This is a genomic window from Serratia sp. PF-27, assembly GCF_030053255.1.
GTDB lineage: Bacteria > Pseudomonadota > Gammaproteobacteria > Enterobacterales > Enterobacteriaceae > Serratia > Serratia bockelmannii.
Window position 1 is genome coordinate 395,069 of the sequence record NZ_JASGBT010000021.1, and the last position, 25,829, is coordinate 420,897.

A 25,829-nucleotide genomic window follows, 5' to 3' on the forward strand; every position below is an offset into this window, starting at 1 on the left:
ACGCTATAAAGACCCCGCATGAGTTTACCTAACATCGCTGAAGTAAAATCCTTCCTGCTGGCGCTGCAGGATCATATCTGCGCGCAGCTCGCCCAGGCCGACGGCGGCGCCGTGTTCACCGAAGACCAATGGACGCGTGAAGAAGGCGGCGGTGGCCGCAGCCGCGTGCTGACCAACGGCGCGGTGTTCGAACAGGCGGGGGTTAACTTCTCGCACGTCTCCGGCGCCACCCTGCCGGCCTCGGCGACCGCGCACCGTCCGGAACTGGCCGGGCGCAGCTTCCAGGCGATGGGCGTCTCATTGGTTATCCATCCGCTCAGCCCCTACGTGCCCACCAGCCACGCCAACGTGCGTTTCTTCATCGCCGAAAAACCGGGCGAAGCGCCGGTATGGTGGTTCGGCGGCGGCTTTGATCTGACGCCGTTCTACGGCTTCGAAGAGGATGCCGTGCACTGGCACCGCACCGCGGCCGATCTGTGCGCGCCGTTCGGCGACGAGGTCTACCCGAAATATAAACAGTGGTGCGACGATTACTTCTTCATCAAGCACCGCAACGAAGCGCGCGGCATCGGCGGCCTGTTCTACGACGATCTGAACACCCCGGACTTCGACCACTGCTTCGCCTTCACCCGCGCGGTGGGCCAGGGCTTCCTCGACGCCTACCTGCCGATCGTCGAAAAACGTAAGGCCTTGACCTGGGGCGAGCGCGAGCGCCAGTTCCAGCTGTACCGCCGCGGCCGCTACGTGGAGTTCAACCTGGTGTGGGATCGCGGCACGCTATTCGGGCTGCAAACCGGCGGGCGCACCGAGTCCATTCTGATGTCGATGCCGCCGCTGGTGCGTTGGGAGTATAACTACCAGCCGGAAGGCGACAGCCCGGAAGCGGCGCTGGAGCGCGATTTCCTGCCGGTGCGCGACTGGCTGCAGGAGGCGAAATGATGCAGGTTTGGATCGATGCAGACGCCTGTCCGAACGTAATCAAAGAGGTACTGTTCCGCGCCGCCGATCGTACCGCCATCACCGTGACGCTGGTGGCGAACCAACCGCTGCGCACGCCGCCGTCGAAGTACATCCGTTCGCTGCAGGTGGCGGCCGGCTTCGACGTAGCCGACAACGAGATCGTGCGCCGCTGCGAAGCGGGCGATCTGGTGATCACCGCCGATATCCCGCTGGCGGCGGAGGTGATAGAGAAAGGCGCGGTGGCGCTGAACCCGCGCGGCGAACGCTATACGCCGGACACCATCCGCGAGCGTCTCAACATGCGCGATTTTATGGATACCCTGCGCGCCAGCGGCATTCAGACCGGCGGCCCGAACGCCCTGAACCAGCGCGACCGCCAGCAGTTCGCCAACGAGCTGGACAAATGGCTGCTGCAGGCGAAACGGGCGCAGTGACTGCGCCCTGCTCCGCTGCGGTTTAGAAGCGCACCTCCCCGCCGAAGATATAAGTCCGCCCACGGGCGGTGTTGGTCGGCGTCTCATACTGCGACTGCGACGGCAGCGAGTTCATCTTGTTCAGCGCGTCCGAGTAGTCTTTGTCCATCAGGTTTTGCACGCTGAGCTTCAGCAGCAGATTGCGATTCACCTGATAGGTGCCGTACAGATCGATAATTGTCGGAATATGCGGCGCCGGCTCTTTCAACAACTGCTCATTCTCATCGTAATCAGAGTCCGGCGACAGGCGCACCGCTTTGCCGGTGTATTTCACTACCCCGCCCAGCGTCAGTTTCTCGTCCAGCAGGCGTACCCCGCTGTCCAGCGTGAAGTAGAACTCCGGCAGTTCGCTGACATCGCCCGCGCCGAATACGTTGCTGGCCTGGTTGGTCGGCTGGGAGGTATGCTCCTTGCTTAACGACAGCTTGGTGAAGGCGAAACCGGCGTCGTACAGCGCTTCGATCTCCACCCCGCGCATTTTGACCGGTTCGGGGGCGTTGCTGTACATGGTCATGCTGACGTTGACGTCCGCGTCATCCCACTCTTCCTGCGTCGCCTGCGAACGGTTGCACTTCTGACGGTTTTTACACACCAGGTAGGTTTGACTGGATATGTAGTTTTTGATCCTGGTTTCGAAATAGACCGCTTTCAGCTGGAAGCTGTCCTGCTTGAACAACAGATCGTGGGCATTGGCGTTGAACCCGCCCTGCCAGATCTCCGCTTTTTCCCCCTTCAGGAACGGGTTCATCGACTGGCCGCCGCTGTTGGCGAAGAACACTTCCTGGATATTCGGCCCGCGCATCGACTTGCTGTAGCTGACGAACGGCTGCAGCCACGGCGTCACCTGCGCCGACAGCATGACCGACGGGTTGAAGCCGTGTTCGTTGCGGGTGATATTGCCGGCGCCCTGCGGGAAGCACTCTACGCGCTCGTCACAGGCCGGCTTATAACCGGAGAGGCGATAGGCGGTGTAGTTCAGATCGAAATTCCCCTGCCAGATACCGTAGTTAGCTTGCAACCCGCTGTACAGGCTGGAGATATCTTGTTTGCCGGCAATGCCCACCGGCATGCTTTCCGCCTGATTGTCATCCGTCACCAAGCCAGAGGCCTTTTTCTTATACTCGTTGCGCACCAGCTTGCCGCCGTAGCTGAAGGCGAAATCGACGTCCTGCAGGCTGAAACGGCTGGTGTTGTTGATATCCAGCGCATCGGAGATGTTTTTCGCCGTGCTGTCGCTGAACCCCGCCATGTTGTCGGACATGAACTTTTGCTCGCCGCGGCTGGTGCTGGCGGTCAGGTTGAAATCGATCAGCTCCGAGAACGGCGCGTAGTGGTATTTAAGGTAGAAATCGTCGCTGTCGATGTGCCGGCGAGTGATTTTATTCTGGTAGCTGCGCGCCGACAGTTCGATGCTGTTGAAGGCATCCGGCTTGATGTCCACCTTGAACAGCTGGGATTTCGGGTTCTGGCGGTAGGTCTTATCGACGTTGAACATCTCGCTGTCGAAACCGGCGCCGTTTTTGTAGTTGGAGGTGATGGAACTGCCGCTGATCGCCGCCATCGCCCCCAGGCTGCCGCCGTCGGCAAAGGCGGCGGTTTTGGCACCCACGGCGATCATGCCGCTGCGGCCGATGCCGTTATTGCCCACCGAGAATTTGGTGCGCACGCCGAACGGGTTGTCGGAAAATACCACGTCATCCACGCCGATGGTGCGGAAATTGGCGCTGCCCGCCAGGGCATTCACCCCAGCGGATCCGGTGGCGTTGCCGCGCGCCACGTCGACGCCGACGATAAAGTTAGGATCGATCAGCGCTCCGAACTGGCTGGTGGGCAATCCCCCGTGCGCTGCATCGCTCGGCGAGTTGCCGTAGTAGTTTTGGGTGATGCCGTCGACCATGGTGTTGACCCGGCCGAAACCGCTCAGGCCGCGGATATTGACGCTGACCGATCCCTGGCCGGGATCGATCTGGGTATAGGTGCCCGGCATGCTGCGTAGAATGCTGTCCACCGACTCCAGATTTTTGTTTTCATCGCGCGAGCTGAACGCGCCCGGCCGGGCCAACGCCTCTTTTTCGCTGCTCTTGCCGCTGTCGGCGGCCGAGACGTTGAGCGGGCTGAACGCCACGCTGCCTTTATTATTTTCCGCCTGTTCCTGCGCGGCCGCAGCCGGCCCGTACAGCGCCAGTCCCGCGCCGATCAGGCTCGCTATCATTTTGATTTTCATATATCCCCAGAAATAGCCAATAAGGTTTGATGGCCGACAATGCCCAGCAAAAAGCCCGCCGAAAGCGCGGTAAAAGGTTGTTATTGTTTTATTGCGCCGCAGCGTGCTGCGGCGCTAAAGGTTATTTCTGCGCCTGCCGGTCCGCCGCCAGAATAAAGGCGTACTCCAGCGCGCCGTTTTCCAGCCGCGCCAGGCGGCCTGATTTGCCGCCGTGGCCGGCGGTCATGTCGGTGGAGAGCAGCAGCAGCGAATCGCCCTGCTTGAAACGCCGCAGCTTCGCCACCCATTTGGCCGGCTCCCAATACTGCACCTGCGAGTCGTACAGACCGCTGGTGACCAGCAGGTTCGGGTAATGCTGCCGGCGCACGTTGTCGTACGGGCTGTAGGATTTCATCAGCGCATAGGCGGCCGGCTGGTGCGGGTTGCCCCACTCCTCGTATTCGCCGGTGGTCAGCGGAATGCTGTCGTCCAGCATGGTGGTCACCACGTCGACGAACGGCACCTGCGCCACCACCGCGTTGTACAGCTGCGGCGCCTGATTGATCACCGCCCCCATCAGCAAGCCGCCGGCGCTGCCGCCCATGGCGTAGATGCGCCCCGGTTGACCGTAGCCGTCTTTGATCAGCGCCTGGGTGGCGTCGATGAAGTCGTTGAAACTGTTCGGTTTCTGCGTCAGCTTGCCCTGTTTGTACCAGCTCTGCCCCAGCTCGCCGCCGCCGCGCACGTGGATCAGCGCATAGACGAAGCCGCGATCCAGCAGGCTGATGCGGTTGGCGCTGAACGCCGGATCCATGCTCATGCCGTAAGCGCCATAGCCGTACACCAGCAGCGGGTTATGCCCGTTTTTGAACAGCGATGTGCGGTACACCAGCGAGACAGGCACCTTCACGCCGTCGCGCGCCGTGACCCAGATGCGCTCGCTGTGATACAGGCTGGGATCGACGCCTTTCACCTCCTGCTGCTTCAGCAAGGTGCGCTCGCCCTTATTCAGATCCCACTCATAGGTGCGGGTCGGCGTGGTCATCGCCGAATAGCCGTAGCGCAAGCGATCGCTGTCCGGCTCGGGGTTATAGCCCAGCCAGGCCATGTAGCTGGCATCGTCGAACGGGATGGCGCGCTCGGTTTTGCCGTCCCAGCTGATTTGCCGCAGCTGCACCAGCCCGTTGGCGCGCTCCTGCACCACCAGCCAGTCGCGGAACAGGCTGAAGCTTTCCACCTCGTGCTGCGCCTGCGGCGCGATCAGCGTCTGCCACGGTTTGCCCGCCGCCGCCGTGCGGTACAGGCCGAAGTTCGGATCCTGATGGTTGGAACGCAGGTAGAACTCGCCGCGGTAGTGATCGAGGTAATACTCGCGGCCGTTCTGCCGGGCAGCGAACAGCTGCGGCTCGCGCTGCGGCTGGTTGGCGTCGATCAGGCGCACTTCGGAGGTGGTGTTGCCGCTGATGGTCAGAATCAGGTAATCGCGCGAGGACGAGCGGCCGAGGCTGAGGTAGAACGCCGGATCGTTCTCCTGGTACACCAGCTTATCTTCCGCCGTCGGCGTCCCGTACCGATGCCGGTAGACCTGGTACGGCAACAGCGTTTGCGGGTGGTTGCGCACGTAGAACAGGGTTTGGTTGTCGTTGGCCCACACCATATTGCCGGAGGTGTTTTCCAGCGTTTCCGGCGACCAACGCTCACTGTCTATCTCGCGCAGGGAGATGCGGTATTGGCGACGGCCCTGCAGATCTTCGGCTACCGCCAGGCGGCGGTTGTCCAGGCTGACGTCCATCGCCCCCAGGCGGTAATAGGCGTGGCCGGCCGCGCGCTGATTGGCGTCCAGCAAGGTTTGCCACGGCGCGTCGGCGGTGAGCGCCTGGCGCTGATACAGTGCGAAATCTTTACCGGCGGCGTAGCTTTCCTGGTAGCGATAGCCGTTGAGCTGATACGGCACCGAACGATCGTCAGGGTTCATGCGGCCCAGCATCTCCTGATACAGCGTGGCGCGCAGCTTCTGGTACGGCGCCATCATCTGCTCGGTATAACGGTTCTCCGCCTTCAGGTAGTCCAGCACCTTCGGTTCTTTTCGGCTGTCGTCGCGCAGCCAGTAGTAATCGTCGGTGCGCGTCTCGCCGTGGGCCGTCAGCGCTTTCGGCGCGCGTTCCGCCAACGGCGGCTGCGGTTGCGCTAACGCACCGCCGGCGACGCCTAAATAAAGCCAAAGCGCGGCCGCGATACGACGGCGCGAGGTAGATAACAGCGGATTCATAATCCCTCACGAAGTTTGAAGAGGCGCACGACGACGATGCGGCGCCTGCGGGCATTAACGGCGGGCATTCAGCTCCGCCAGATTGAAATCGATCGGCATCGTCACCTTGACGGCTCCCTGCTGCAGCATCTCCGGCGGCGGCGGCGGCAACGGCTGGGCGCGCGACACCACCGCCACCGCTTCCCGATCCAGCGACGCGGTGCCGGAACGCACCTGCAGCACGACGTTCGAGACCCGCCCCTGCGCGTCAACGCTGAAACTGACCTGCGGCATGCCGCTGCGCCGGCGGCTGCGGGCATCCAAAGGGTAATCCTTGATGCGGTTCAGTTTGCCTTTTACCAGGCTCTCCCACGACAGTTTGGCCTGCGCATTGCTGTTGGCGTCGCTGTTGATCGGGGCGGCGGTCTGGTGGGAGATCGTCTGCGCCTGCGGCGCGGCGGCGCTGGACGCGGCGGCATTGCGCGTCTCTTTGGCCTGTTCTTGCGGCTTCGGCTGCGCTTTTTGCGGGGGACGGTGTTCGGCGCGCTTCTTCTGCGCCGTCACGATTTTTGCTTTATCGGCGCGCGCCAGCTTGGGCAGATCCGGCTGTTGCTGCTGCTCCGCGGGCTGCGCCGCGGCGGATTCCGCCTGCTGCACGCCCAGCGGCAGCGGCTTGCTTTCCGGCGCTTCAATCTGCGCCGCCCAGCTCATCATCACCGCCGGCGGCGGCAACACCACCGGCTCCAGCGCCGTCTGCGGCCAGTAAAACAGCAGCACCAACGCCGCGTGCGCCGCCAGGGCGAGCAGCAGGCCGCGCGCCCAGCGCGGCTGCGGCAGTTCAAAGGCCGGGAGGGAGTAAGACTGACTTAACATAGGGGCATTAGCTTGCTTAATTGCGAATGATTGCAGATCACATTTACTAATGATAATCATTTGCAAATATAATTAACACCCCTTTTCACTCTCTTAACGTATTCATTTCACTGATGGTGTGATCCACAGATAGTCTGCGGTGTTCGCATCGACCTGTACGCTCGGTTCCGCCAGCATCAGCACCGTCGGCGCCGCCGCCGGTTGCAGATCCCGCACGTGCAGCGGCACCCCCACCGATTTAGCGGCGTGATAGCCACCGGCGATCAACAGCGCGGGCGTCGGCGCCGCCAGCAGACGTTCCGCCATGCGCCGGTCGCGCTGCTGCTGGATCGCCAACATCGCATGCAGCTGGTCGGCCTCAATCTTGCCGCCGTGCGAAGTGCGGATGGTCTCTTCCAGCGCCTTGCGCACCGCCGGCTGCGCCGATAGCTGCCCCGCCGGGAACTGCGGCTGCTGATAGAACGCCGTAATCTCGCTGCGATCCAGGTTGGCCGACCACAGCGGGTAAGGCGCACGCATCGCCGCCATCGTCACCCCGCCATACAGCTCCCACTTCCAGCCCGGCTGCCAGGCGATCAGCTCCGCTACGCGGCCGTCACGCACCGTGGGATCGCTCTGCAGCCACTGCTTCACCTTGTCGACCTGCGCCTGCTGGTTCGGGTTGATCATCTCCATCAGCACGCTGCCCTGCGGCCGCCTTTGCGGCAGCTGCTGCACCAGCCATTGCTCAATCTGATGGTGGTAAGGATTGTCATGCTTTTCCCCCAGGATCACCCGCGGCTGCTGCGCCAATCGCGTCAACAGCTGCTCCGGCGTCAGGGTCGAGCCGCTGTGCAGATCGGTAATGTTACCCAGCTTGTCGATGTTGCCGGCCGACGTTTTCACCGGCGTTTGGCTGCAGGCGCCGAGCGCCAACGCCGCCAATAAAATCAGATATCTCATCATGTTGCCCCATTATCGAAAATGGCGACATTATAGATAATAATTATCATTTGCATATAGATTTGGCTTAACGATTTTTTTACGCGGCGATCGCCGGCTGCGCATTGCGTTGAAAAAGCATTGCGGGTATAACCAATAGCCATTCAGATATTTAGACGTCTATACGGATAGATTATTATGCAACCATCGGCACCCGCCGCAGGACAGTTCAAACGCAGCATGAAGGCCCGGCACCTGGTGATGCTGTCGCTGGGCGGCGTGATCGGCACCGGGCTGTTTTTCAACACCGGCTACATCATCTCCACCACCGGCGCGCTCGGCACGCTGCTGGCCTACCTGATCGGCGCGCTGGTGGTGTATCTGGTGATGCTGTGCCTGGGCGAACTGTCGGTGGCGATGCCGGAAACCGGCGCCTTTCACGTCTATGCTTCACGCTATCTGGGGCCGGCCACCGGCTATGCCGTCGCCTGGCTATATTGGCTCACCTGGACGGTGGCGCTCGGCTCCAGCCTCACCGCCGCCGGATTCTGCATGCAGTACTGGTTCCCGCAGTCGCCGGTGTGGCTGTGGTGCCTGATCTTCTGCGCGGCCATTTTCCTGCTTAACGTGGTGACCACCCGCTTTTTCGCCGAAAGCGAATTCTGGTTTTCGCTGATCAAAGTGGTGACCATTCTGGCGTTCATCATACTGGGCGGTGCCGCCATGTTCGGTCTTCTGCCGATGAAAGACGGCACGCCGGCGCCGTTCCTGCATAACCTGACCGCTTCCGGCTGGCTGCCGCACGGCACGCTGCCGATCCTGATGACCATGGTGGCGGTGAACTTCGCTTTCTCCGGCACGGAGCTGATCGGCATTGCCGCCGGTGAAACCGAGAACCCGGAAAAAGTCGTACCGCTGGCGATCCGTACCACGGTGATCCGCCTGATGCTGTTCTTTATCGGCACGGTCTTCGTGCTGGCGGCGTTGATCCCGATGGATCAGGCGGGGATCGTCAAAAGCCCGTTCGTGTTGGTGTTTGAACGCATCGGCGTGCCTTACGCCGCCGATATCTTCAACTTCGTGATCCTGACCGCCATCCTCTCGGCGGCCAACTCCGGCCTGTACGCTTCAGGGCGCATGCTGTGGTCGCTGGCCCACCAGCGCACCCTGCCGGCCTACTTTGCGCGCGTCAATGCGCGCGGCATTCCGATCAACGCCCTGACCTTCAGCATGCTCGGCGGCGTGCTGGCGCTGCTGACCAGCGTGATCGCGCCAGACACGGTGTTTGTCGCCCTGTCGGCGATCTCCGGTTTTGCGGTGGTGGCGGTGTGGCTGAGCATCTGCGCGGCCCACTTTGCTTTCCGCCGCGCCTACCTGCGCAGCGGCCAGCCGATAAGCGGCCTGAAATACCGTGCGCCCGGCTACCCATTGACACCGATCCTCGGCTTCGCACTATGCCTGCTGGCCTGCATCGGGCTGGCGTTCGATCCGGAACAGCGCATTGCGCTCTACTGCGGGCTGCCGTTCGTCGCCTTGTGCTACCTCACCTATTTCCTGACCCGGCGCGCCGGGCAAAAAACCGCTTTGGGAGAACAACATGTCGGTTAATAATCCCGTCGCCCGCCTGCTGGCCGAACACCCCACGCTGATCCTGGACGGTGCGCTGGCTACCGAACTGGAAGCGCGCGGCTGCGATCTGACCGATCCGCTGTGGTCGGCCAAGGTGCTGATTGAAAATCCCGAGCTTATCTATCAGGTGCATCTCGATTATTTCAACGCCGGCGCCCACTGCGCCATCACCGCCAGCTATCAGGCCACGCCGCAGGGCTTCTTGCGCCGCGGCCTGGATCAGGAGCAATCGCTGGCGTTGATCGCCAAAAGCGTGCAGCTGGCGCAACGCGCGCGCCGCGATTATCTGGCCGCGCACCCGCAGGCGGCGCCGCTGCTGATCGCCGGTTCGGTGGGCCCTTACGGCGCCTATCTGGCCGACGGCTCGGAATACCGCGGCGACTACCGGCTGGCGCAGGATGACATGATTGCCTTCCACCGGCCGCGCCTCGCAGCCCTGGCCGCCGCCGGCGTCGATCTGCTGGCCTGCGAAACGCTGCCGTCGTTCACCGAACTGCAGGCGCTGCTGACGCTGCTGCAGGAGTTCCCGACGCTCGGCGCCTGGTTTGCCTTCACCCTGCGCGACAGCCAACATCTCAGCGACGGCACGCCGCTGACGGAGGTCCTGTCCGCGCTGCGCGGCAACCCGCAGGTGTTGGCGATCGGCATCAACTGCATCGCGCTGGACAAGGTCGCTCCGGCGCTGCGTCAGTTGAGCGCGCTGGCCGACAAACCGCTGCTGGTCTACCCCAACTCCGGCGAGCACTACGATGCGGTGAGCAAAACCTGGCACGCCTGCGGCGGCGAGCACGGCAGCCTGGCGGATCAGGCGACGGAGTGGAGCACGCTCGGCGCACAATTGATCGGCGGCTGTTGTCGCACTACGCCGCAGGATATTCGCGCCATCGCCGCGCGCTGTAAGGTATAAAAAAGCCCCCGGCGCCAACGGCGCAGGGGGCCAGTTACTCAACCCGGGCTTACAGTGGTTCGGTCTGGGCTTCCACTACCGCCAGCGCCACCATGTTGACGATGCGGCGCACCGAGGCGATCGGCGTCAGGATGTGCACCGGCTTGGCGACCCCCATCAGCACCGGCCCGACGGTCACCCCTTCCGAGCAGGAGACGCGCAGCAGGTTGTAGCTGATGCGCGCCGCTTCCATGTTCGGCATGATCAGCAGGTTGGCTGAGCCTTTCAGCGGGCTGTCCGGCATCAAATCGTGACGGATGCTTTCCACCAGCGCGGCGTCGCCGTGCATTTCGCCGTCGATCTCCAGCTCCGGCGCCAGCTCATTCACCAGCTCCAACGTTTTACGCATCTTGCGCGCCGCCGGGCAATCAGACGAACCGAAGCTGGAGTGAGACAGCAGCGCCACCTTAGGTTCGATGCCGAAGCGGCGCACGGTTTCCGCCGCCATCAGGGTGATCTCCGCCAGCTGTTCCGGCGTTGGATCGTCGTTGACGTAGGTGTCGGCGATGAAAGTGTTGCCGCTCGGCAGCAGCAGCGCGTTCATCGCGCCGGCGACGTGCGCGCCTTCACGGAAGCCGAACACGTTCTTCACCACGTCGTAATGCTCGTGGTAGCTGCCGATGGTGCCGCAGATCATCGCATCCGCTTCGCCGCGGTGCAGCATGATGGCGGCGATCAGCGTCGGGTTGCCGATCACCGCGCGGCGCGCCTGTTCCTGCGAAACGCCGCGGCGTTTCATGATCTGGTAGTACTCGCCCCAGTATTCGTTGAAGCGCGGGTCCGACTCGTTGTTCACCACTTCGAAATCTTTACCCGGCGTCAGCTGCAGACCCAGCTTTTTCAGGCGCATCTCGATCACGCTCGGGCGGCCGACCAGGATCGGGAAAGCCAGCCCCTGCGACACCAGCTCTTGCGTGGCGTGCAGCACGCGCTCTTCCTCGCCTTCCGCCAGCACCACCCGCTTCACCTCTTTGCGCGCCTGCGAGAAGATCGGCTTCATGAACAGGTTGGTTTTGTAGACGAACTCCGCCAGCTTCTCGACGTAGGCGTCGAAGTCTTCGATCGGGCGCGTCGCCACGCCGGAATCCATCGCCGCCTTGGCCACCGCCGGCGCGATCTTGACGATCAGGCGCGGATCGAACGGTTTCGGAATGATGTATTCCGGGCCGAAGGAGAGATCCTGGTCATCATAGGCGGAAGCCACCACGTCGCTCTGCTCCGCCAGCGCCAGATCGGCGATGGCATGCACGCAGGCCAGTTTCATCTCTTCGTTGATGGTGGTGGCGCCCACGTCCAGCGCGCCGCGGAAAATGAACGGGAAGCACAGGACGTTGTTCACCTGGTTCGGGTAGTCGGAACGGCCGGTACAGATGATGGCGTCCGGGCGCACCGCTTTGGCCAGCGGCGGCAGAATTTCCGGTTCCGGGTTGGCCAGCGCCATGATCAGCGGATCGCGCGCCATGGTTTTCACCATATCCTGCGTCAGGACGCCCGGGCCGGAGCAGCCGAGGAAGATGTCGGCGTTCGGGATGGCGTCGCCCAGCGTGCGCTGACCGTTATCCTCGATGGCATAGGCGGCTTTGGTCTGCTCCATGTTGGGGTCGCGGCCTTTATAGATGACGCCTTTGGAATCGCAGACGGTGATGTTCTGTTGACGCAGCCCCAGCGCCACCAGCAGGTTCAGACAGGCGATAGAGGCCGCACCGGCGCCGGACACCACCAGCCGTACGTCGGAGATGTTCTTCTTCACCACGCGCAGGCCGTTGAGCACCGCCGCAGTGGTGATGATCGCCGTGCCGTGCTGGTCGTCGTGGAACACCGGGATCTTCATGCGCTCACGCAGTTTCTGTTCGATGTAGAAACACTCCGGCGCCTTGATATCTTCCAGGTTGATGCCGCCGAAGGTCGGTTCCAGCGCGGCGATAATGTCGATTAATTTGTCAGGGTTATGCTCATCCACTTCGATATCAAACACGTCGATACCGGAAAACTTCTTGAACAAAACGCCCTTGCCTTCCATCACCGGCTTACCGGCCAACGCGCCGATATTGCCCAGACCCAGTACCGCCGTGCCGTTGGAAATCACCGCCACCAGGTTGCCGCGCGCGGTGTATTTGTAGGCCGCCAGCGGATCTTCGGCGATCTCGAGGCAAGGCGCGGCGACGCCCGGCGAATAGGCCAACGCCAGATCGCGCTGGGTCGCCAACGGTTTGGTAGGGGAAACCTGGATCTTCCCTGGGACAGGAAACTGATGGAAATCAAGGGCACTCTGTTTGAGCTGTTCGTCCATTATGGATTCCTTTGTTTTTTGCTTTTATGTTGAGGTAAGGCTTTGAGGCTGCGCCCTGCCGTGGGCCATGGCGCCCAAGTACAATGACAGGGCACAGCCTTGAAGTATAGTGAGAGAAACATCACAAACTTTGAAGCGGACCATAACCTTGGCCGAAAGACCGTTTTAAAAGTAAAAAAAGGATCGCAAGACGAGTCGGAGAAGCGCCGCCATCAGTATGGCGGCAACGTGGCGCGCCAGGCGTTGAGCGTCTCTACCTGACCGGCGCAAATGTGTAACGAGGTTTGTAACGCCAGGGTATAGCTTACCGCATCGCCCCAGGTCTCCCCTTGCAGCTGCGGTTGCTCACAAGGCGCAAACACCGACTCAGGGGGCAACAGCGGCACGGCCTGCGGCGGCGGCGGCCGGGCGCAGGAGCTCAAGCACAGCGCCAGGCAGAGGCTGAGCAGCGCAGGGATCGTTTTTAATCGCTTCACGGTATTTCCTCTGATAAGCCTCGTGTTGTTGGCGCAGCTGCTGTTCCTGCCGCTGCTGCGCCGCCATCAGCGCACGGTTTTGCGCATCCTGAGTCTGCAGGGTGGCGATCAGCCCCGCCTGCTGCGCCAGGCTTTTCTGCAGCTCTGCCGCCTGTTGCCGCGCAGACGCCAACTGGTGCGACAGCAGCGAGCTATAGCCACCCAGGCAGATTGCCGCCAGCAACAACAGCAGCAAGCCGCCCTGCATCAGTTTTTGCAGCCAACCGCTCATGCCGGGTAGTCCCGGAACGGCAGTTGGAAGTGCGGGCCATCCTTGAGGGTTTTCCATTCGCCGCCCCATTCGACGTTGATGCCGCATTCACGCGCCGCGCGCCGCACCGCCACCGCGATCTGCGCGTAGTAATCCCACTCCCAGGAGACCACGCCCGCCGGCATCGCCACCACGTCCACCGCGTGGCCGGTCAGGTGGCGGCTGCGCAGCGTTTGGCTGCTGCCGGCGCGCACCATTTCCCGCTGGCGCGCCATGCTGCGCAGCCCCTCGCTGACGGAAAACGGCACCAGCGAATAACGCAGCGCCAGACGAATCACGCGCACCAGATCCGGGTGCACGCCGCGCAGGTTATCTTCGCTGCGGGCGGTAAAGCGAATCTCTTCGATGTCATTTAACATTTTTAAACCCCGTCTTTTTGCCGATGAATTTTTTAATTAAGGCGTTGATGTAATCCGCCCCCATAAAACCAATCAGTACGCTGGCCAAATTCGCCCAATTTAATTCCAGGCCCATCAACGCCAGCGCATCGCGCACCGTCCAGGCCAATAACGCACACATCGCCGCATTCAATAAACGGCGCCGAATACCCACGTTGCGATAGGCACCGTGCAATAGCGCCATCACGCCGGCCAAAATGGCGTTCAATACCGGCTGAAGATATTCACATACTCGCTGGACTATTAAGCCAACAGCGTCAGGCTCTATGCTGGACATAGCTCATCTCCTTTTTTATTTTTAATTAAATGCCAATCACGGCCGGTGGGACATCGGATAATCAGAATCTAGTTAAGGATGCTATTACAAAGCAAATGAATAAATACAGGCCCTATGGTCGAATTCATTCATGTTGAGCGCTGACACAACTCATCAGCGCCAATTTATGCGGCAGTGAATAAAAATTCACTGTTATCGTGATTTATTTCGACTTTCGTTTTCACGAAAAATAAACATTAATGGCAACGGGAAATATTTCCCCATCGAAAAACATCCACTCTGGAGAAATGCCATGTCCACACGTAAAGCGGTTATTGGGTATTATTTTATTCCGACCAACCAAATCAATAATTACACCGAGACCGATACGTCTGTCGTGCCGTTCCCGGTTTCCAACATCACGCCGGCCAAAGCCAAACAGCTGACGCACATCAACTTCTCGTTCCTGGATATCAACAGCAATCTGGAATGCGCCTGGGATCCGGCCACCAACGACGCCAAGGCGCGCGATGTGGTCAATCGTCTGACCGCGCTCAAAGCGCACAACCCCAGCCTGCGCATCATGTTCTCCATCGGCGGCTGGTACTACTCCAACGATTTGGGTGTGTCGCACGCCAACTACGTCAACGCGGTGAAGACCCCGGCGTCGCGCACCAAGTTTGCCCAATCCTGCGTGCGCATCATGAAGGATTACGGCTTCGACGGCGTGGACATCGACTGGGAGTATCCGCAGGCGGCGGAAGTAGACGGTTTCATCGCCGCGCTGCAGGAGATCCGCACCCTGCTGAACCAGCAAACCGTCACCGACGGCCGCCAGGTGCTGCCGTATCAATTGACCATCGCCGGCGCCGGCGGCGCTTTCTTCCTGTCGCGCTATTACAGCAAGCTGGCGCAGATCGTCGCGCCGCTCGATTACATTAACCTGATGACCTACGATCTGGCCGGCCCTTGGGAGAAGGTAACCAACCACCAGGCGGCGCTGTTCGGCGACGCGGCCGGGCCGACCTTCTACAACGCGCTGCGCGAAGCCAATCTGGGCTGGAGCTGGGAAGAGCTGACCCGCGCCTTCCCCAGCCCGTTCAGCCTGACGGTCGACGCTGCGGTGCAGCAACACCTGATGATGGAAGGCGTGCCGAGCGCCAAAATCGTGATGGGCGTCCCCTTCTACGGCCGCGCCTTCAAGGGCGTCAGCGGCAGCAACGGCGGCCAGTACAGCAGCCACAGCACGCCGGGTGAAGATCCGTATCCGAATACCGATTACTGGCTGGTGGGTTGCGAAGAGTGCGTACGCGACAAGGATCCGCGTATCGCTTCCTATCGCCAGCTGGAGCAGATGCTGCTGGGCAACTACGGCTATCAGCGGCTGTGGAACGACAAGACCAAAACCCCTTACCTATATCATGCGCAGAAAGGGCTGTTCGTCACCTATGACGATGCCGAGAGCTTCAAATACAAAGCGAAATACATCAAGCAGCAGCAGTTGGGCGGCGTGATGTTCTGGCATCTGGGGCAAGACAACCGCAATGGCGATCTGCTGGCCGCACTGGATCGCTATTTCAACGCCGCGGACTACGACGACAGCCAGCTGGATATGGGCACCGGGCTGCGCTACACCGGCGTCGGCCCCGGCAACCTGCCGATCATGACCGCGCCGGCCTACGTGCCGGGCACCACTTACGCGCAGGGTGCACTGGTGTCCTATCAGGGTTACGTCTGGCAGACCAAGTGGGGTTACATCACCTCGGCGCCGGGCTCAGACAGCGCCTGGCTGAAGGTGGGCCGCGTGGCGTAAGCCGTAAAAAAACCCCGTAGCCGAATGCTGCGGGGTTTTCATTGAGTTAACCGTTTGATTTTCGCGTCCCTTCGTCTCTATTCCATCAGTTGTGGCACCACGGATAGCCGCCATCCCGTACCACTTCGCGGCCCATCAGGCTGTAGACATCGCTTTTGCGCGTCAGCCGCTCATGCCACCAGTTAAACCCGGCGCCCTTGCTGGCCGGGTGCCACGCCAGCCAAATCATTTCGTCGCCCTTTTGCATTTCCACCGGCACCGTCACCAGTTCGCCGCTGGCCAATTCCTTTTCGATCAAAGCAGGCGGCAGAAAAGCGTGGCCGATGCCGCGTTTGAGCAGCGCCAGGTTGCTTTCCACGTCGCATACCACCAACTGACGCTGCAAGGGCAGCGTGCCGTGATTGCGCTTGGGCAGCTCGTGGCTGCTGTCGGCGATCACCACCACGATGTCGTTCAACCGCTGTTTCTTGCACACCGGTTTTCTCTGCGCCGCGAACGGGTGCGAAGGCGACACGCATAGCACAAAGTTGAGCTTGCCGAGCATCAGGGTTTTGGCCTGTACGCTGTCGGGAATTTGGCCGATGGCGATGATCAGATCCGCCCGGTTGTTCTTCAGCGCATCCCAGGTACCGTTCAACGCTTCCCGCTGCACCGAGATACTGGCGTTCGGGCAATGCTGAATATAGTCGCGGATATCCTGCGTCAGGGTTTCCAACGGGAAGAAGGTGTCTACCGCCAAGCGGATATTATTGTCCAGCTTGGGGATGTTGCGCACCCGGCTTTCCAGATCCTGCACCGCATTTAATATCCAGCTGCCCTCCTGCAGGAGAAACTCCCCTTCATCCGTCAGGGTAATCATGGGGCCATTGCGATGAAAAAGTTTCACGCAGAGTTTGCTTTCAATATTGGAAACCCGATAAGAAATCGCCGAAGGCGTTTTATGCAGTGCCTCCGCCGCCATAGAGAAAGATCCGGTGCTCTTGATGGTGCTGATTATTTTAATCGCGTCCAGGGATAATCTAGTCATACAAATTCCTCTTTAAAATAAAATAAGAAAAATGACACTAAATTCCCAAGGTGGTGGCGCACAAAAATCGATCAAATCGAACAAGGGTACTCATAGCAACAAGCAATATACTTCATAAATGAGAGCGCTATCTTAAATACTATTCATCACGACCTGATATAAAATTCATCATAGCGCCCTACTTTTACACAGCGACAGTTAAATAAATTCAGCCTAACGATCAAAGATCGTCATCATAATAATTTTCGTTAATAGCCGTTAAAACATTCCGCTCTATCGCATGACCAGAATGATAAAAATAAAACAAGCCGACAAGAAGGGTTATTTCCAATTGCGTTATTACTCTCTCATTTTGTCGGTGAAATACGCTCAACTTACAACATTATTTCAGTCAGGAGTGACTTATGAACAAAACTTCCCGTACCCTGCTCTCTCTGGGCCTGCTGAGCGCGGCCATGTTCGGCGTTTCGCAACAGGCGAATGCTCACGGTTATGTCGAGTCGCCAGCCAGCCGCGCCTACCAGTGCAAACTGCAGCTCAACACGCAGTGCGGCAGCGTGCAGTACGAACCGCAGAGCGTCGAAGGCCTGAAAGGCTTCCCGCAGGCCGGTCCGGCTGACGGCCACATCGCCAGCGCCGACAAGTCCACCTTCTTCGAACTGGATCAGCAAACGCCGACGCGCTGGAACAAGCTCAACCTGAAAACCGGCCCGAACTCCTTTACCTGGAAGCTGACCGCGCGTCACAGCACCACCAGCTGGCGCTATTTCATCACCAAGCCGAACTGGGACGCTTCGCAGCCGCTGACCCGCGCTTCCTTTGACCTGACGCCGTTCTGCCAGTTCAACGACGGCGGTGCCATCCCTGCCGCGCAGGTCACCCACCAGTGCAACATACCGGCAGATCGCAGCGGTTCGCACGTGATCCTTGCCGTGTGGGACATAGCCGACACCGCCAACGCCTTCTATCAGGCGATCGACGTCAACCTGAGCAAATAATCGGTCAAATGAGGAGATCGTTGAGGGTTCAGCCTGGCGCTGAACCCTTTATTTTTGCAGGTGCCGCTATTGCGACATGTTGAGGATAGTGCGCACATTGAGCGCGCTGGTGGCGATAATGTCGATGGCACCGGTACGCAAAGCGCCCAAAATCGCCAACGCCTTGGTATTCTCGGAAGCAATGGCGATCACACAAGGGATTTTGCGCAGCTCATCGATGCTTAGCCCGATCACTCTGTCATTCATTACCGTGTCGACATGCTGCCCCTGGGCATTGAAAAAGTCATAGCCGGCGATGTCGCCGATCACGCCCTGATTAAGGCTGGCGTCGATAATCTCGTGCGGCGTGAACCATCCCAATTTCACCATATAGCTGTTTTCATTCATGTCGCCAATGCCGACTAACGCCACATCGGCCTTACGCGCGCGATCCAGGGTTTCCTTAATCGTGCCGTTCTGCATGAAGGCGTCTTTCAGCGCGCGATTTTCGACGTAGGCCGGCGCGTAAAGCGTCTCGCTGCTGCCGCCGAACTTCTTCGCCAAGCGCCGGCTGATATGGTCGGCATTGATCGCATCGCCCGGACGGTGAGTACCGCCGATGCCGCAGATGAACTTGCAGTTGCGCTCCGTCACGTTGCCGACGTGATCGGCAATCGCCGCCACGTTGCGTCCCTGGCCAACCGCCAACACCATATCGTCTTTCAGCGACATCGCCAGATAGTTGGACACCAGCGCCGCCACTTGCCGACGCTGTTCCTCTTCGTCCTGATGGTCGAGCGCGATCAGCGCGCGGCTGATGGGAAAACGTTCCATCATCTGCTGTTCCAGCCGGGTGCTGAATACCGGGTGATAACGCACGTTGATCTCGACGATGCCTTCTTCCTTGGCGCGCTTGAGCAAACGACCGACTTTGATCCGTGAAATGCCGAATTTTTTGGCGATCTCTTCCTGCGTGATCTCATCCTGATAATAAGCAACGGCGATTTCGGTCAGCAGTTCGTTATCCTGGGACACAGTTTGTTTTTCCATCCGTTAGACGTTTCCCCACGGCAGGCCGGTTAATCATGGCGGAGGGACGATACACGCCCCTCCGACAATGCTGAATGCCCGCTAGTATAACGCGATCAGGCGGCAACGGTATTCAGTCGTTGCTTCACCTCGTCCGCCAATCGGGTCAAGAGCAGACAGCAAGATACCGCGCCGGCATCCAATACGCCGCGCGAACGCTCGCCCAGACGGCTGGCGCGGCCGATTTTCGCCACCAGCTCGCGCGTGGAATCGCGCCCGCGCGCCGCGGCGCTCCTCATCTGTTCCAGCGCAGCGGCGAAGTCGTCACCGCGCCCCGCCGCCTGCTCAAACGCCGCTACCGCCGGTATCAGCGTATCCATCAGACACTTGTCCCCCACGCCCGCGCTGCTGATGTCCTGCAGTTCGCGCAATCCGCCGTGCAACATCGCCAAAAATGCCTGCTTATCCAGCACGCTGCGCTCGCGCACGCTCTCCGCCATGCCCATGAACAGGCTGCCGTACAACGGCCCCATCGAACCGCCGATGCCCTCCATCAGCGCATCGGAAACCGCATCGAACGCCTGCGCCAGCGTGAGCGTGCGGCCGCGAATGGCATCGCCGCACATCGCGAATCCCTTCGACATGTTAATGCCGTGGTCACCGTCGCCGATGGCGCCGTCTATTTCGCTCAGGTATTCGCGGTTGCTGACAATGGTGTCTATCAGCCCCGTAACGATCTCACTGCCGTACCGGGTTGAAATTTGTTCCGTCATGATTCACTCCACCTGGGTTAAGCCTAAAGATTGCGCCGGCATGTCCAGCAGCGTTTTCAGTTCGTCATCCAGCGTCATCAGCGTCAGCGTCACGCCCATCATTTCCAGCGACGTGAAGTAATTGCCGACGTAGCGCCGATGCACCCGCACGCCTTTCGCCGTCAATCGGCGCTCTATTTCGGCATAATAGATATACAGCTCCATCACCGGCGTGGCGCCAAGCCCGGAGATCAGCAACGCCACCTCCTGCCCCTGTTCCAGCGACATGTCGTTGAGCACGAAATCGAGCATGGTGCCGGCCATCGCCGACGCCGACTGGATCGGCGACACCTCAATGCCCGGTTCGCCGTGATGGCCAATGCCGATCTCCATCTTGCCGTCTTCGATATGAAAATTGGGTTTGCCGACCGCGGGAATGGTGCAGGAACTGAGGCCGACGCCGATCGAACGACACCGGTCGATGGCTTTTTGCGCCGCGCCGATCACGCCGTCCAGATCGTATCCCTTGGCCGCCGCCGCCGCGCCGACCTTCCACATCAGAATTTCGCCGGCCACGCCGCGCCGTTTATCGATCTCACTGGCTGGCGCCGAGGCGACGTCATCGTTGGCCACCACGGTTTTCACCCGTATGCCGGCCGCCGTGGCCTTCTTGATCGCCATCTTGACGTTCATGTTGTCGCCGGCGTAGTTGCCGTACAGGCAAGCGACGCCCGCACCGCTGTCCGCCGCCTTGAAAGCGTCGAGAAAAGCCCCCGCCGTAGGGGATGAAAAAATCTCGCCAATCGCGACGGCATCCAGCATGTTTTTGCCGACATAGCCCAGGAACGCCGGCTCATGGCCGGAACCGCCGCCGGTGACGATGCCGACTTTGCCGGCGATCGGCGCCGGCGGATATTTCAACACCCGCGCATTGTCGGTGGCGGCGTAATAGTCTGGGTGGGCCAGCCTATAGCCCTGAATGGCGTCTTCCACTACGTGATCGGGATCGTTAATGATTCTGTTCATCGCGGCCTCTCTGTCGCCTGAATAAGAAATTATTGAATGGTGTAACCGCCGTCGACCACCAGGTTGGCGCCGGTGATCATCGCCGCCGCGTCGCCGGCCAAAAACAGGGCGCTGGCGGCGATATCTTGCGGCTCAGCAAAGCGCCGCAGCGGGATTTTCTGCTTCATCTGCTCAGCCACCTCGCCAGACCAGGCCTTACGGCCCAGCTCCGTCAAAACGACGGTGGGTGAAATGGCGTTGACCCGCACGTTGTGCGGCCCCCACTCCAGCGCCAGCACCTGAGTCAACCCGATCACGCCCGCTTTGCTGGCGCAATAGGCCAGGTGATTCGGCAATGCCACCACCCCCGCCTGCGAGGCGAGATTGATGATGCTGCCGCCGCGCTGACTAATGAAACGGCGCCCTACCGCCTGGCAGGTAAGAAACACGCCTTTCAGATTGACCGCCAGGGTTGCATCCCACGCCGTTTCCGGCAGTTCCTCAGCAGGATGCAGCGCGACGATGCCGGCGCTGTTGACCAGCACGTCCAGCCGCCCGAAATGCGCCTCAATCTGCGCCACCGCCCGCTCCACCGACGCGGCATCGGTGACGTCGGCCACGACGCCCAACGCCGCCTCGGCGTCCAGCTGTCGCGCCACTTCCGCAACCTGTGGCGCCCGATCGAGCAGCGCCACGCACGCGCCGTTTTGCAGATAGCGTTCGGCGATAGCGAGGCCGATCCCCGCAGCGCCGCCGGTAATCAGCGCCACCTTGCCCTGCAGCGAGAGCTCGCGCGGCGCCGTAGTTTGATGATTAATCATATATTTCCCCTTAAAACTGTGAACTTCACCCTCGGTCAGGATATTTTCGCCAAACTCGCGCCGCGTTCTTCCGACGCCGTCGCGCTTTCCTTCGGCAGCGTGACAAATTTCATCAGCACGCCGCTGAACAGGTACAAGCCGGTAAAGATCCAGATCACGCCAACGGTGCCGAGACTGCCGATAAACAGCCCCACCACCGCCGGGCCGACAAAGGTGCTCAGGCCGGCGCCCAGATTGAGAATCGACATCGCCGCGCCCTTATTGTCCGGCGCCAGCGACGGCATGATGGCCGACAGCGGCACGAACGCCGCCAGGCAGGCGCCGAACAAACCGGCGGCACAAACGGTCAGCAGGTAGTTGGCGCCAAAGAATTGCGGCACGTAGTAGAACATCAGCGTGGTCAAGGCGCAGCCGACGCAGCCGAACCACATCACCACATTGCGCCAGCCGAGACCGTCGCTGATCACGCCGAAAATCAGGTTGAAAATGATGTTGACCGTCCACAGCGCGGCGTACATCTGCAGCCAATGCGTGCGGGTGAACCCCATATCCATCATGTACATGGGCATGAATACGACGAAGCCGTAAGCCGCAGAGGTATTAATGGTGCGCACGATGCCGCCCAGGCCGATCTTCGGGTTTTCAAACGCGATGGTGATGCCTTTCAAGACGTAACCCAGCGACGCTTTTTCCCGGTTGCCGCTCTGTGCCGCGCCGTCGTCGCGATTGAGCATCAGCGCAATCACCGCGCCCAGCACGACGAAAATCAGCGCGCTCCACAGCGTGTGGATCTCGCCGAGATAAGGCAGCATGATGCTGGAATACAGCACGCCCAGCACGCTGAGCCCGCCGCTGTAGACGAACCAGAAAATCCCCACCGCCGACCCCAGCCTTTCCGGCGGCGCCTCATACGCCACCCACACCAGAAAACCGTAGGCAAATAGCGGATAGCCCAAGCCGCGCAGCGCATAGGTCGGCACCATGATCGCCAGGTTGTTGCTCGGCAGGCCAAACGTCAAAAAGCACACCGAACCGAACAAGAACAGCAGCAGGCCGGCCAACATCACCCGCCGGGCGGTAAAGATTTCCGCCAGCACGCCGGAAAACCAGGCGGCGATCGCGGCCGCAAAGCCATAAACGCTGAACAGCAGCGCCGATTCCTGAATGCTCAGCCCTTTGCCAATCAAATAAGGCGACAGCCATCCTTGTTCCAGCCCTTCGCCCATCATGAACACCAACACGCCGGCATAGCCCAGCAGCAGTTTCGGTGACAGACCAATGCGATGAATCAGTCCATGCAACATAGAACACCCCAGCACATGTGATTATGGAGGCGCAGGCTCGCCCGCACCCGAAGAACGATGCAGGTTTCAGAGGTTTGGATTAAGCACCACTTTGATTGAACCGATGCCGCGCTTCATCAGCTCGAAGCCCTCGGCGAACTGTTCCAGCGGCAGCGTATGCGTCACCACGCCTTCGGTCGGCAGATCGCCATTGGCGATGCCTTCGATCACCAGCGGGTAGCAGTAAGGGCCGAGGTGCGAACCGAGCACGTCCAGCTCCTTGCGGTCGCTGATGATGCTCCAGTCGACGGTCACCGGATCCTTGAACACGGAAAATTCGACGAAGGTGCCGAGTTTGCGGATCAACGTCAGGCCCTGTTCCACGGACTTTTGGGCGCCGGTCGCCTCTATGTAGATGTCGCAGCCGTAGCCGTCGGTCATCGCTTTAACCGCCGCGGGCACGTCGTCACGGGTCGGGTTCAGCGTCACATCCGCGCCGAAGCGCTTCGCCAGCGCCAGACGCTCGTCGGACAGATCCAGCACCACCAGCTTCGAGGGCCCGGACTTTTTGATCGCCCCGATCATGCCCAGCCCCAGGGTGCCGGCGCCGGCCAGCACCACGACATCGCCCAGTTTGATATTGGCGCGTTGCACCGCATGGAAGGAGCAAGCATAGGGTTCGATCAGAATGGCTTTTTCGATCGGCAAGTCGGCCGGCACGTGATAGTTAATCGCCTCTTTGGTGAACTTCATGTACTCGGCCATGCCGCCATTGACGTTTTTCTGGAAACCGTACAGGTCATGCTTTTCGCACATCCAATACTGACCGCGGTTGCAGAAGCGGCATTGCCAGCAGGGAACGATTTGTTCTGATATCACGCGATCGCCGAGATTGAAGCCCTCGACGCCTTCGCCGTATCCCACCACGTGGCCGATAAATTCATGGCCGGGGATCATCGGCGCCTTGATGTATGCCGGTTGTTTTTCATCGCCCCAGAAGCTGGGCGCCCCTTCGAACGCTTTAACATCGCCGGCGCAGATGCCGCAGGCCTCGATCTTCACCAGGATCTCTTTCGGGCCAATCTTCGGTACCGGCACCTGTTCCAGGCGGTAATCTTTCGGGGCGTACGCCACAACCGCCTTCATGATCTCGGGGATAGCGGCCGCCATTTTCGCCTCTGTCATGCAGGTCTGACACATAGCACTCTCCTCTGGTAGGGGAACTTATTTTGATCATTAACACACACAAAGAACAAATGAACACTAACGCCACGCGTTCAATTTGCCCACAGTGAACTTATCAAAGTGTGATATCGCTCAAAAACCCGTCTACATGAGGATGAATAACGATTAAAACCTCTTTTTTAGTGACGAAAGTCACCTTTTACAGGCGCAAACAGAAAACACGACGAAAAAACAAAAGAACACATATTGAACATTTGATTAAACAGAGATACGGTAATGAACGTGGCGCCACCGAGGATCGCCGCCCTTTTCGTTACCAATCAGGAGACCGCTATGCTGCCTATCGCCATCGGCGCCGACGATGCCGCCATTGAACTGAAGGATCTGATCGTCGCCCACCTGCAACAACGGGACATTCCCGTCATTGACTACACGACGGATCGCACCGCAGAAACGGGGATCTATCCCGATATCGCCTATCGCGTCGCACAGGCGATACGGGAGGAAAAACATCGGCGGGGCATCCTGCTGTGCGGCACCGGCATCGGTATGAGCATCGTGGCCAATAAAGTGCCCGGCATTCGCGCGGCGCAATGTCACGATACCTACTCCGCCCAACGGGCGCGCAAAAGCAATGATGCGCAGATCATCACGCTGGGCGCGCGGGTCATCGGCGCCGAACTGGCGAAAACCATCGTCGATGCCTGGCTGGAATCGGAGTTTGAAGGGGGAGGATCGGCGCCGAAAGTCGAGCGGATCGGCTATTACGAAAACGCGGTCGGACGGCGTTAAATCGCCTGCAGTCTCGATGGCGGTCGTGCATAAGCCGCGCTCCGCCTGGGTTTACTCGGCATTCATTGTTATTATCCATCGCAACAATCAGAAAAAGCGCATTTTCATTCTCGACCCGATGATGCAGTGTGTTCCCCCTATGATGAAAAAGGTTCTCATTTCCCTACGTTGAGCTTGGTCAAGGAGCTTATCAATGAATCAATTAGACGCACTCAAGCAGCTGACCACGGTGGTCGCCGACAGCGGCGATATCGAATCCATCCGCCAGTTCGAACCCCAGGACGCCACCACCAACCCTTCGCTGATCCTGAAAGCCGCCGCGCTGCCGCAGTACAAAGCGCTGATCACCGAAGCGCTGGAGTATGCCCGCCGCCAGGGCGGCAGCAAGGAAACCCAGCTGATCAACGCCAGCGATAAACTGGCGGTCAACATCGGCGTCGAGATCCTCAAAAGCGTGCCGGGCCGCATCTCCACCGAAGTGGACGCCCGCCTGTCGTTCGACCGCGGCATGTGCGTCGCCAAAGCGCGCAAACTGATCGGCATGTATCAGGAACAGGGCATCGACAAATCGCGCATCCTGATCAAGCTGGCCTCCACCTGGGAAGGCATCAAAGCCGCCGAAGAGCTGGAAAAAGAAGGCATCAACACCAACCTGACGCTGCTGTTCTCCTTCGCACAGGCCCGCGCCTGCGCCGAAGCCGGCGTGTATCTGATCTCGCCGTTCGTCGGCCGCATCTATGACTGGTACCAGGCCAAACAGCCTGCCGCCGACTATGACGCCGATCAGGATCCGGGCGTGAAATCGGTGCGCACCATCTATGAATACTACAAGCGTCATCGTTACCAGACGGTGATCATGGGCGCCAGCTTCCGCAAAGTTGAGCAGATCCTGGCGCTGGCCGGCTGCGATCGCCTGACCATCGCGCCGAACCTGCTGGAGCAGCTGAAAAACAGCGAACAGCCGGTCGAGCGCAAGCTGACCCCGTCGACCGAGGGCTTCCACCAACCCGCTCCGCTGGCCGAAGCGGAATTCCGCTGGCTGCACAATCAGGACGCCATGGCGGTAGAAAAACTCGCCGAAGGCATCCGCCTGTTCGCCGTCGACCAGCAGAAGCTGGAAGACATGTTGGCCGCTCAACTGTAACCGCACTGGAGTTTCGTT

At 60.1% G+C, this 25,829-nt stretch carries 24 protein-coding genes; 8 read left to right on the plus strand and 16 right to left on the minus strand.

Features of this window, described 5'->3' with window-relative positions; translation table 11 throughout:
- Window positions 1–18: 18 nt before the first annotated feature.
- Window positions 19–939: an oxygen-dependent coproporphyrinogen oxidase gene (hemF, locus tag QMZ29_RS16985; RefSeq protein ID WP_025303793.1), complete on the plus strand. Its 921-nt coding sequence runs from the start codon at window positions 19–21 to the stop codon at window positions 937–939.
- Window positions 939–1,394 (plus strand): YaiI/YqxD family protein, encoded by a 456-nt coding sequence (locus QMZ29_RS16990; RefSeq protein WP_261426207.1) that lies wholly within the window; start codon window positions 939–941, stop codon window positions 1,392–1,394. Before hemF ends, QMZ29_RS16990 begins: the two co-directional genes overlap by 1 nt.
- A gap of 22 nt (window positions 1,395–1,416) precedes the next feature.
- On the opposite strand, the gene QMZ29_RS16995 is transcribed toward QMZ29_RS16990, so the two are convergent.
- The 4 genes from QMZ29_RS16995 to QMZ29_RS17010 all read right to left on the minus strand — a co-directional run bounded on the left by QMZ29_RS16995 (window position 1,417) and on the right by QMZ29_RS17010 (window position 7,699).
- Window positions 1,417–3,657 carry a TonB-dependent receptor domain-containing protein gene (locus tag QMZ29_RS16995; protein ID WP_141998634.1) on the minus strand — a complete coding sequence of 747 codons (2,241 nt, stop codon included), beginning with the start codon at window positions 3,655–3,657 and terminating at the stop codon, window positions 1,417–1,419.
- 121 nt (window positions 3,658–3,778) lie between these two features.
- Window positions 3,779–5,905, minus strand: a complete 2,127-nt coding sequence (locus tag QMZ29_RS17000) for a S9 family peptidase (protein ID WP_261426062.1) — start codon at window positions 5,903–5,905, stop codon at window positions 3,779–3,781.
- A 54-nt stretch (window positions 5,906–5,959) separates the two neighbouring features.
- A complete protein-coding gene (locus tag QMZ29_RS17005) occupies window positions 5,960–6,757 on the minus strand; it encodes an energy transducer TonB family protein (RefSeq protein WP_060433815.1) in 798 nt (265 codons plus the stop codon).
- 102 nt (window positions 6,758–6,859) lie between these two features.
- Window positions 6,860–7,699 (minus strand): ChaN family lipoprotein, encoded by an 840-nt coding sequence (locus QMZ29_RS17010; protein ID WP_261426206.1) that lies wholly within the window; start codon window positions 7,697–7,699, stop codon window positions 6,860–6,862.
- A 177-nt stretch (window positions 7,700–7,876) separates the two neighbouring features.
- Here QMZ29_RS17010 and mmuP point away from each other — a divergent pair, with 177 nt between their 5' ends.
- Both mmuP and mmuM read left to right on the plus strand, forming a co-directional pair.
- A complete protein-coding gene (gene mmuP, locus QMZ29_RS17015; RefSeq protein ID WP_047730133.1) occupies window positions 7,877–9,286 on the plus strand; it encodes an S-methylmethionine permease in 1,410 nt (469 codons plus the stop codon).
- Window positions 9,276–10,214 (plus strand): homocysteine S-methyltransferase, encoded by a 939-nt coding sequence (gene mmuM / locus QMZ29_RS17020; protein WP_261426059.1) that lies wholly within the window; start codon window positions 9,276–9,278, stop codon window positions 10,212–10,214. The genes mmuP and mmuM overlap by 11 nt, the downstream gene beginning before the upstream one ends.
- Before the next feature lie 49 nt (window positions 10,215–10,263).
- Here mmuM and maeB read toward each other — a convergent pair whose 3' ends face one another.
- The 5 genes from maeB to QMZ29_RS17045 form a co-directional block, all read right to left on the minus strand.
- Window positions 10,264–12,543, minus strand: coding sequence for an NADP-dependent oxaloacetate-decarboxylating malate dehydrogenase (gene maeB / locus QMZ29_RS17025; RefSeq protein WP_282980803.1), 2,280 nt, complete (start codon window positions 12,541–12,543; stop codon window positions 10,264–10,266).
- Window positions 12,544–12,755: 212 nt separating this feature from the next.
- Window positions 12,756–12,929, minus strand: a complete 174-nt coding sequence (gene lysC, locus QMZ29_RS17030; protein WP_180547555.1) for an Rz1-like lysis system protein LysC — start codon at window positions 12,927–12,929, stop codon at window positions 12,756–12,758.
- Window positions 12,910–13,290, minus strand: coding sequence for a DUF2570 family protein (locus QMZ29_RS17035; protein ID WP_230490600.1), 381 nt, complete (start codon window positions 13,288–13,290; stop codon window positions 12,910–12,912). Before QMZ29_RS17035 ends, lysC begins: the two co-directional genes overlap by 20 nt.
- A complete protein-coding gene (gene chiX, locus QMZ29_RS17040; RefSeq protein WP_462362594.1) occupies window positions 13,287–13,667 on the minus strand; it encodes an L-Ala D-Glu endopeptidase ChiX in 381 nt (126 codons plus the stop codon). Before chiX ends, QMZ29_RS17035 begins: the two co-directional genes overlap by 4 nt.
- 10 nt (window positions 13,668–13,677) lie before the next feature.
- A complete protein-coding gene (locus QMZ29_RS17045) occupies window positions 13,678–14,004 on the minus strand; it encodes a phage holin, lambda family (protein ID WP_033643982.1) in 327 nt (108 codons plus the stop codon).
- A 292-nt stretch (window positions 14,005–14,296) separates the two neighbouring features.
- On the opposite strand from QMZ29_RS17045, the gene chiB reads away from it, so the two are divergent.
- Entirely contained in the window at window positions 14,297–15,796 is a 1,500-nt protein-coding gene (gene chiB, locus QMZ29_RS17050) for a chitinase ChiB (RefSeq protein WP_197770148.1), read from the plus strand.
- 85 nt (window positions 15,797–15,881) lie between these two features.
- On the opposite strand, the gene QMZ29_RS17055 is transcribed toward chiB, so the two are convergent.
- Window positions 15,882–16,823, minus strand: a complete 942-nt coding sequence (locus QMZ29_RS17055) for a LysR family transcriptional regulator (protein ID WP_025303805.1) — start codon at window positions 16,821–16,823, stop codon at window positions 15,882–15,884.
- Window positions 16,824–17,227: 404 nt separating this feature from the next.
- Between QMZ29_RS17055 and cbp21 the strand changes: the two genes are divergently transcribed.
- Window positions 17,228–17,821, plus strand: coding sequence for a chitin-binding protein/chitosanase CBP21 (gene cbp21 / locus QMZ29_RS17060; protein WP_004936574.1), 594 nt, complete (start codon window positions 17,228–17,230; stop codon window positions 17,819–17,821).
- Between the two features lie 66 nt (window positions 17,822–17,887).
- Here the strand turns inward: cbp21 and QMZ29_RS17065 are convergent, their stop codons facing one another.
- The 6 genes from QMZ29_RS17065 to QMZ29_RS17090 form a co-directional block, all read right to left on the minus strand.
- Window positions 17,888–18,850 (minus strand): sugar-binding transcriptional regulator, encoded by a 963-nt coding sequence (locus QMZ29_RS17065; protein WP_025303807.1) that lies wholly within the window; start codon window positions 18,848–18,850, stop codon window positions 17,888–17,890.
- Window positions 18,851–18,945: 95 nt separating this feature from the next.
- Window positions 18,946–19,602: a dihydroxyacetone kinase subunit DhaL gene (gene dhaL, locus QMZ29_RS17070; RefSeq protein ID WP_261426042.1), complete on the minus strand. Its 657-nt coding sequence runs from the start codon at window positions 19,600–19,602 to the stop codon at window positions 18,946–18,948.
- Window positions 19,603–19,605: 3 nt separating this feature from the next.
- A complete protein-coding gene (locus QMZ29_RS17075) occupies window positions 19,606–20,607 on the minus strand; it encodes a dihydroxyacetone kinase subunit DhaK (protein WP_261426041.1) in 1,002 nt (333 codons plus the stop codon).
- A gap of 29 nt (window positions 20,608–20,636) precedes the next feature.
- Window positions 20,637–21,407 carry an SDR family oxidoreductase gene (locus tag QMZ29_RS17080; RefSeq protein ID WP_025303809.1) on the minus strand — a complete coding sequence of 257 codons (771 nt, stop codon included), beginning with the start codon at window positions 21,405–21,407 and terminating at the stop codon, window positions 20,637–20,639.
- A gap of 35 nt (window positions 21,408–21,442) precedes the next feature.
- On the minus strand, window positions 21,443–22,711 hold the full coding sequence (locus tag QMZ29_RS17085) for an MFS transporter (RefSeq protein ID WP_025303810.1): 1,269 nt from the start codon (window positions 22,709–22,711) through the stop codon (window positions 21,443–21,445).
- 66 nt (window positions 22,712–22,777) lie between these two features.
- Entirely contained in the window at window positions 22,778–23,890 is a 1,113-nt protein-coding gene (locus tag QMZ29_RS17090) for an MDR/zinc-dependent alcohol dehydrogenase-like family protein (RefSeq protein WP_049209353.1), read from the minus strand.
- Between the two features lie 318 nt (window positions 23,891–24,208).
- On the opposite strand from QMZ29_RS17090, the gene rpiB reads away from it, so the two are divergent.
- Window positions 24,209–24,667 (plus strand): ribose 5-phosphate isomerase B, encoded by a 459-nt coding sequence (gene rpiB / locus QMZ29_RS17095; RefSeq protein WP_025303812.1) that lies wholly within the window; start codon window positions 24,209–24,211, stop codon window positions 24,665–24,667.
- A 193-nt stretch (window positions 24,668–24,860) separates the two neighbouring features.
- Window positions 24,861–25,811: a transaldolase gene (gene tal, locus QMZ29_RS17100; RefSeq protein WP_016926754.1), complete on the plus strand. Its 951-nt coding sequence runs from the start codon at window positions 24,861–24,863 to the stop codon at window positions 25,809–25,811.
- Window positions 25,812–25,829 lie beyond the last annotated feature (18 nt).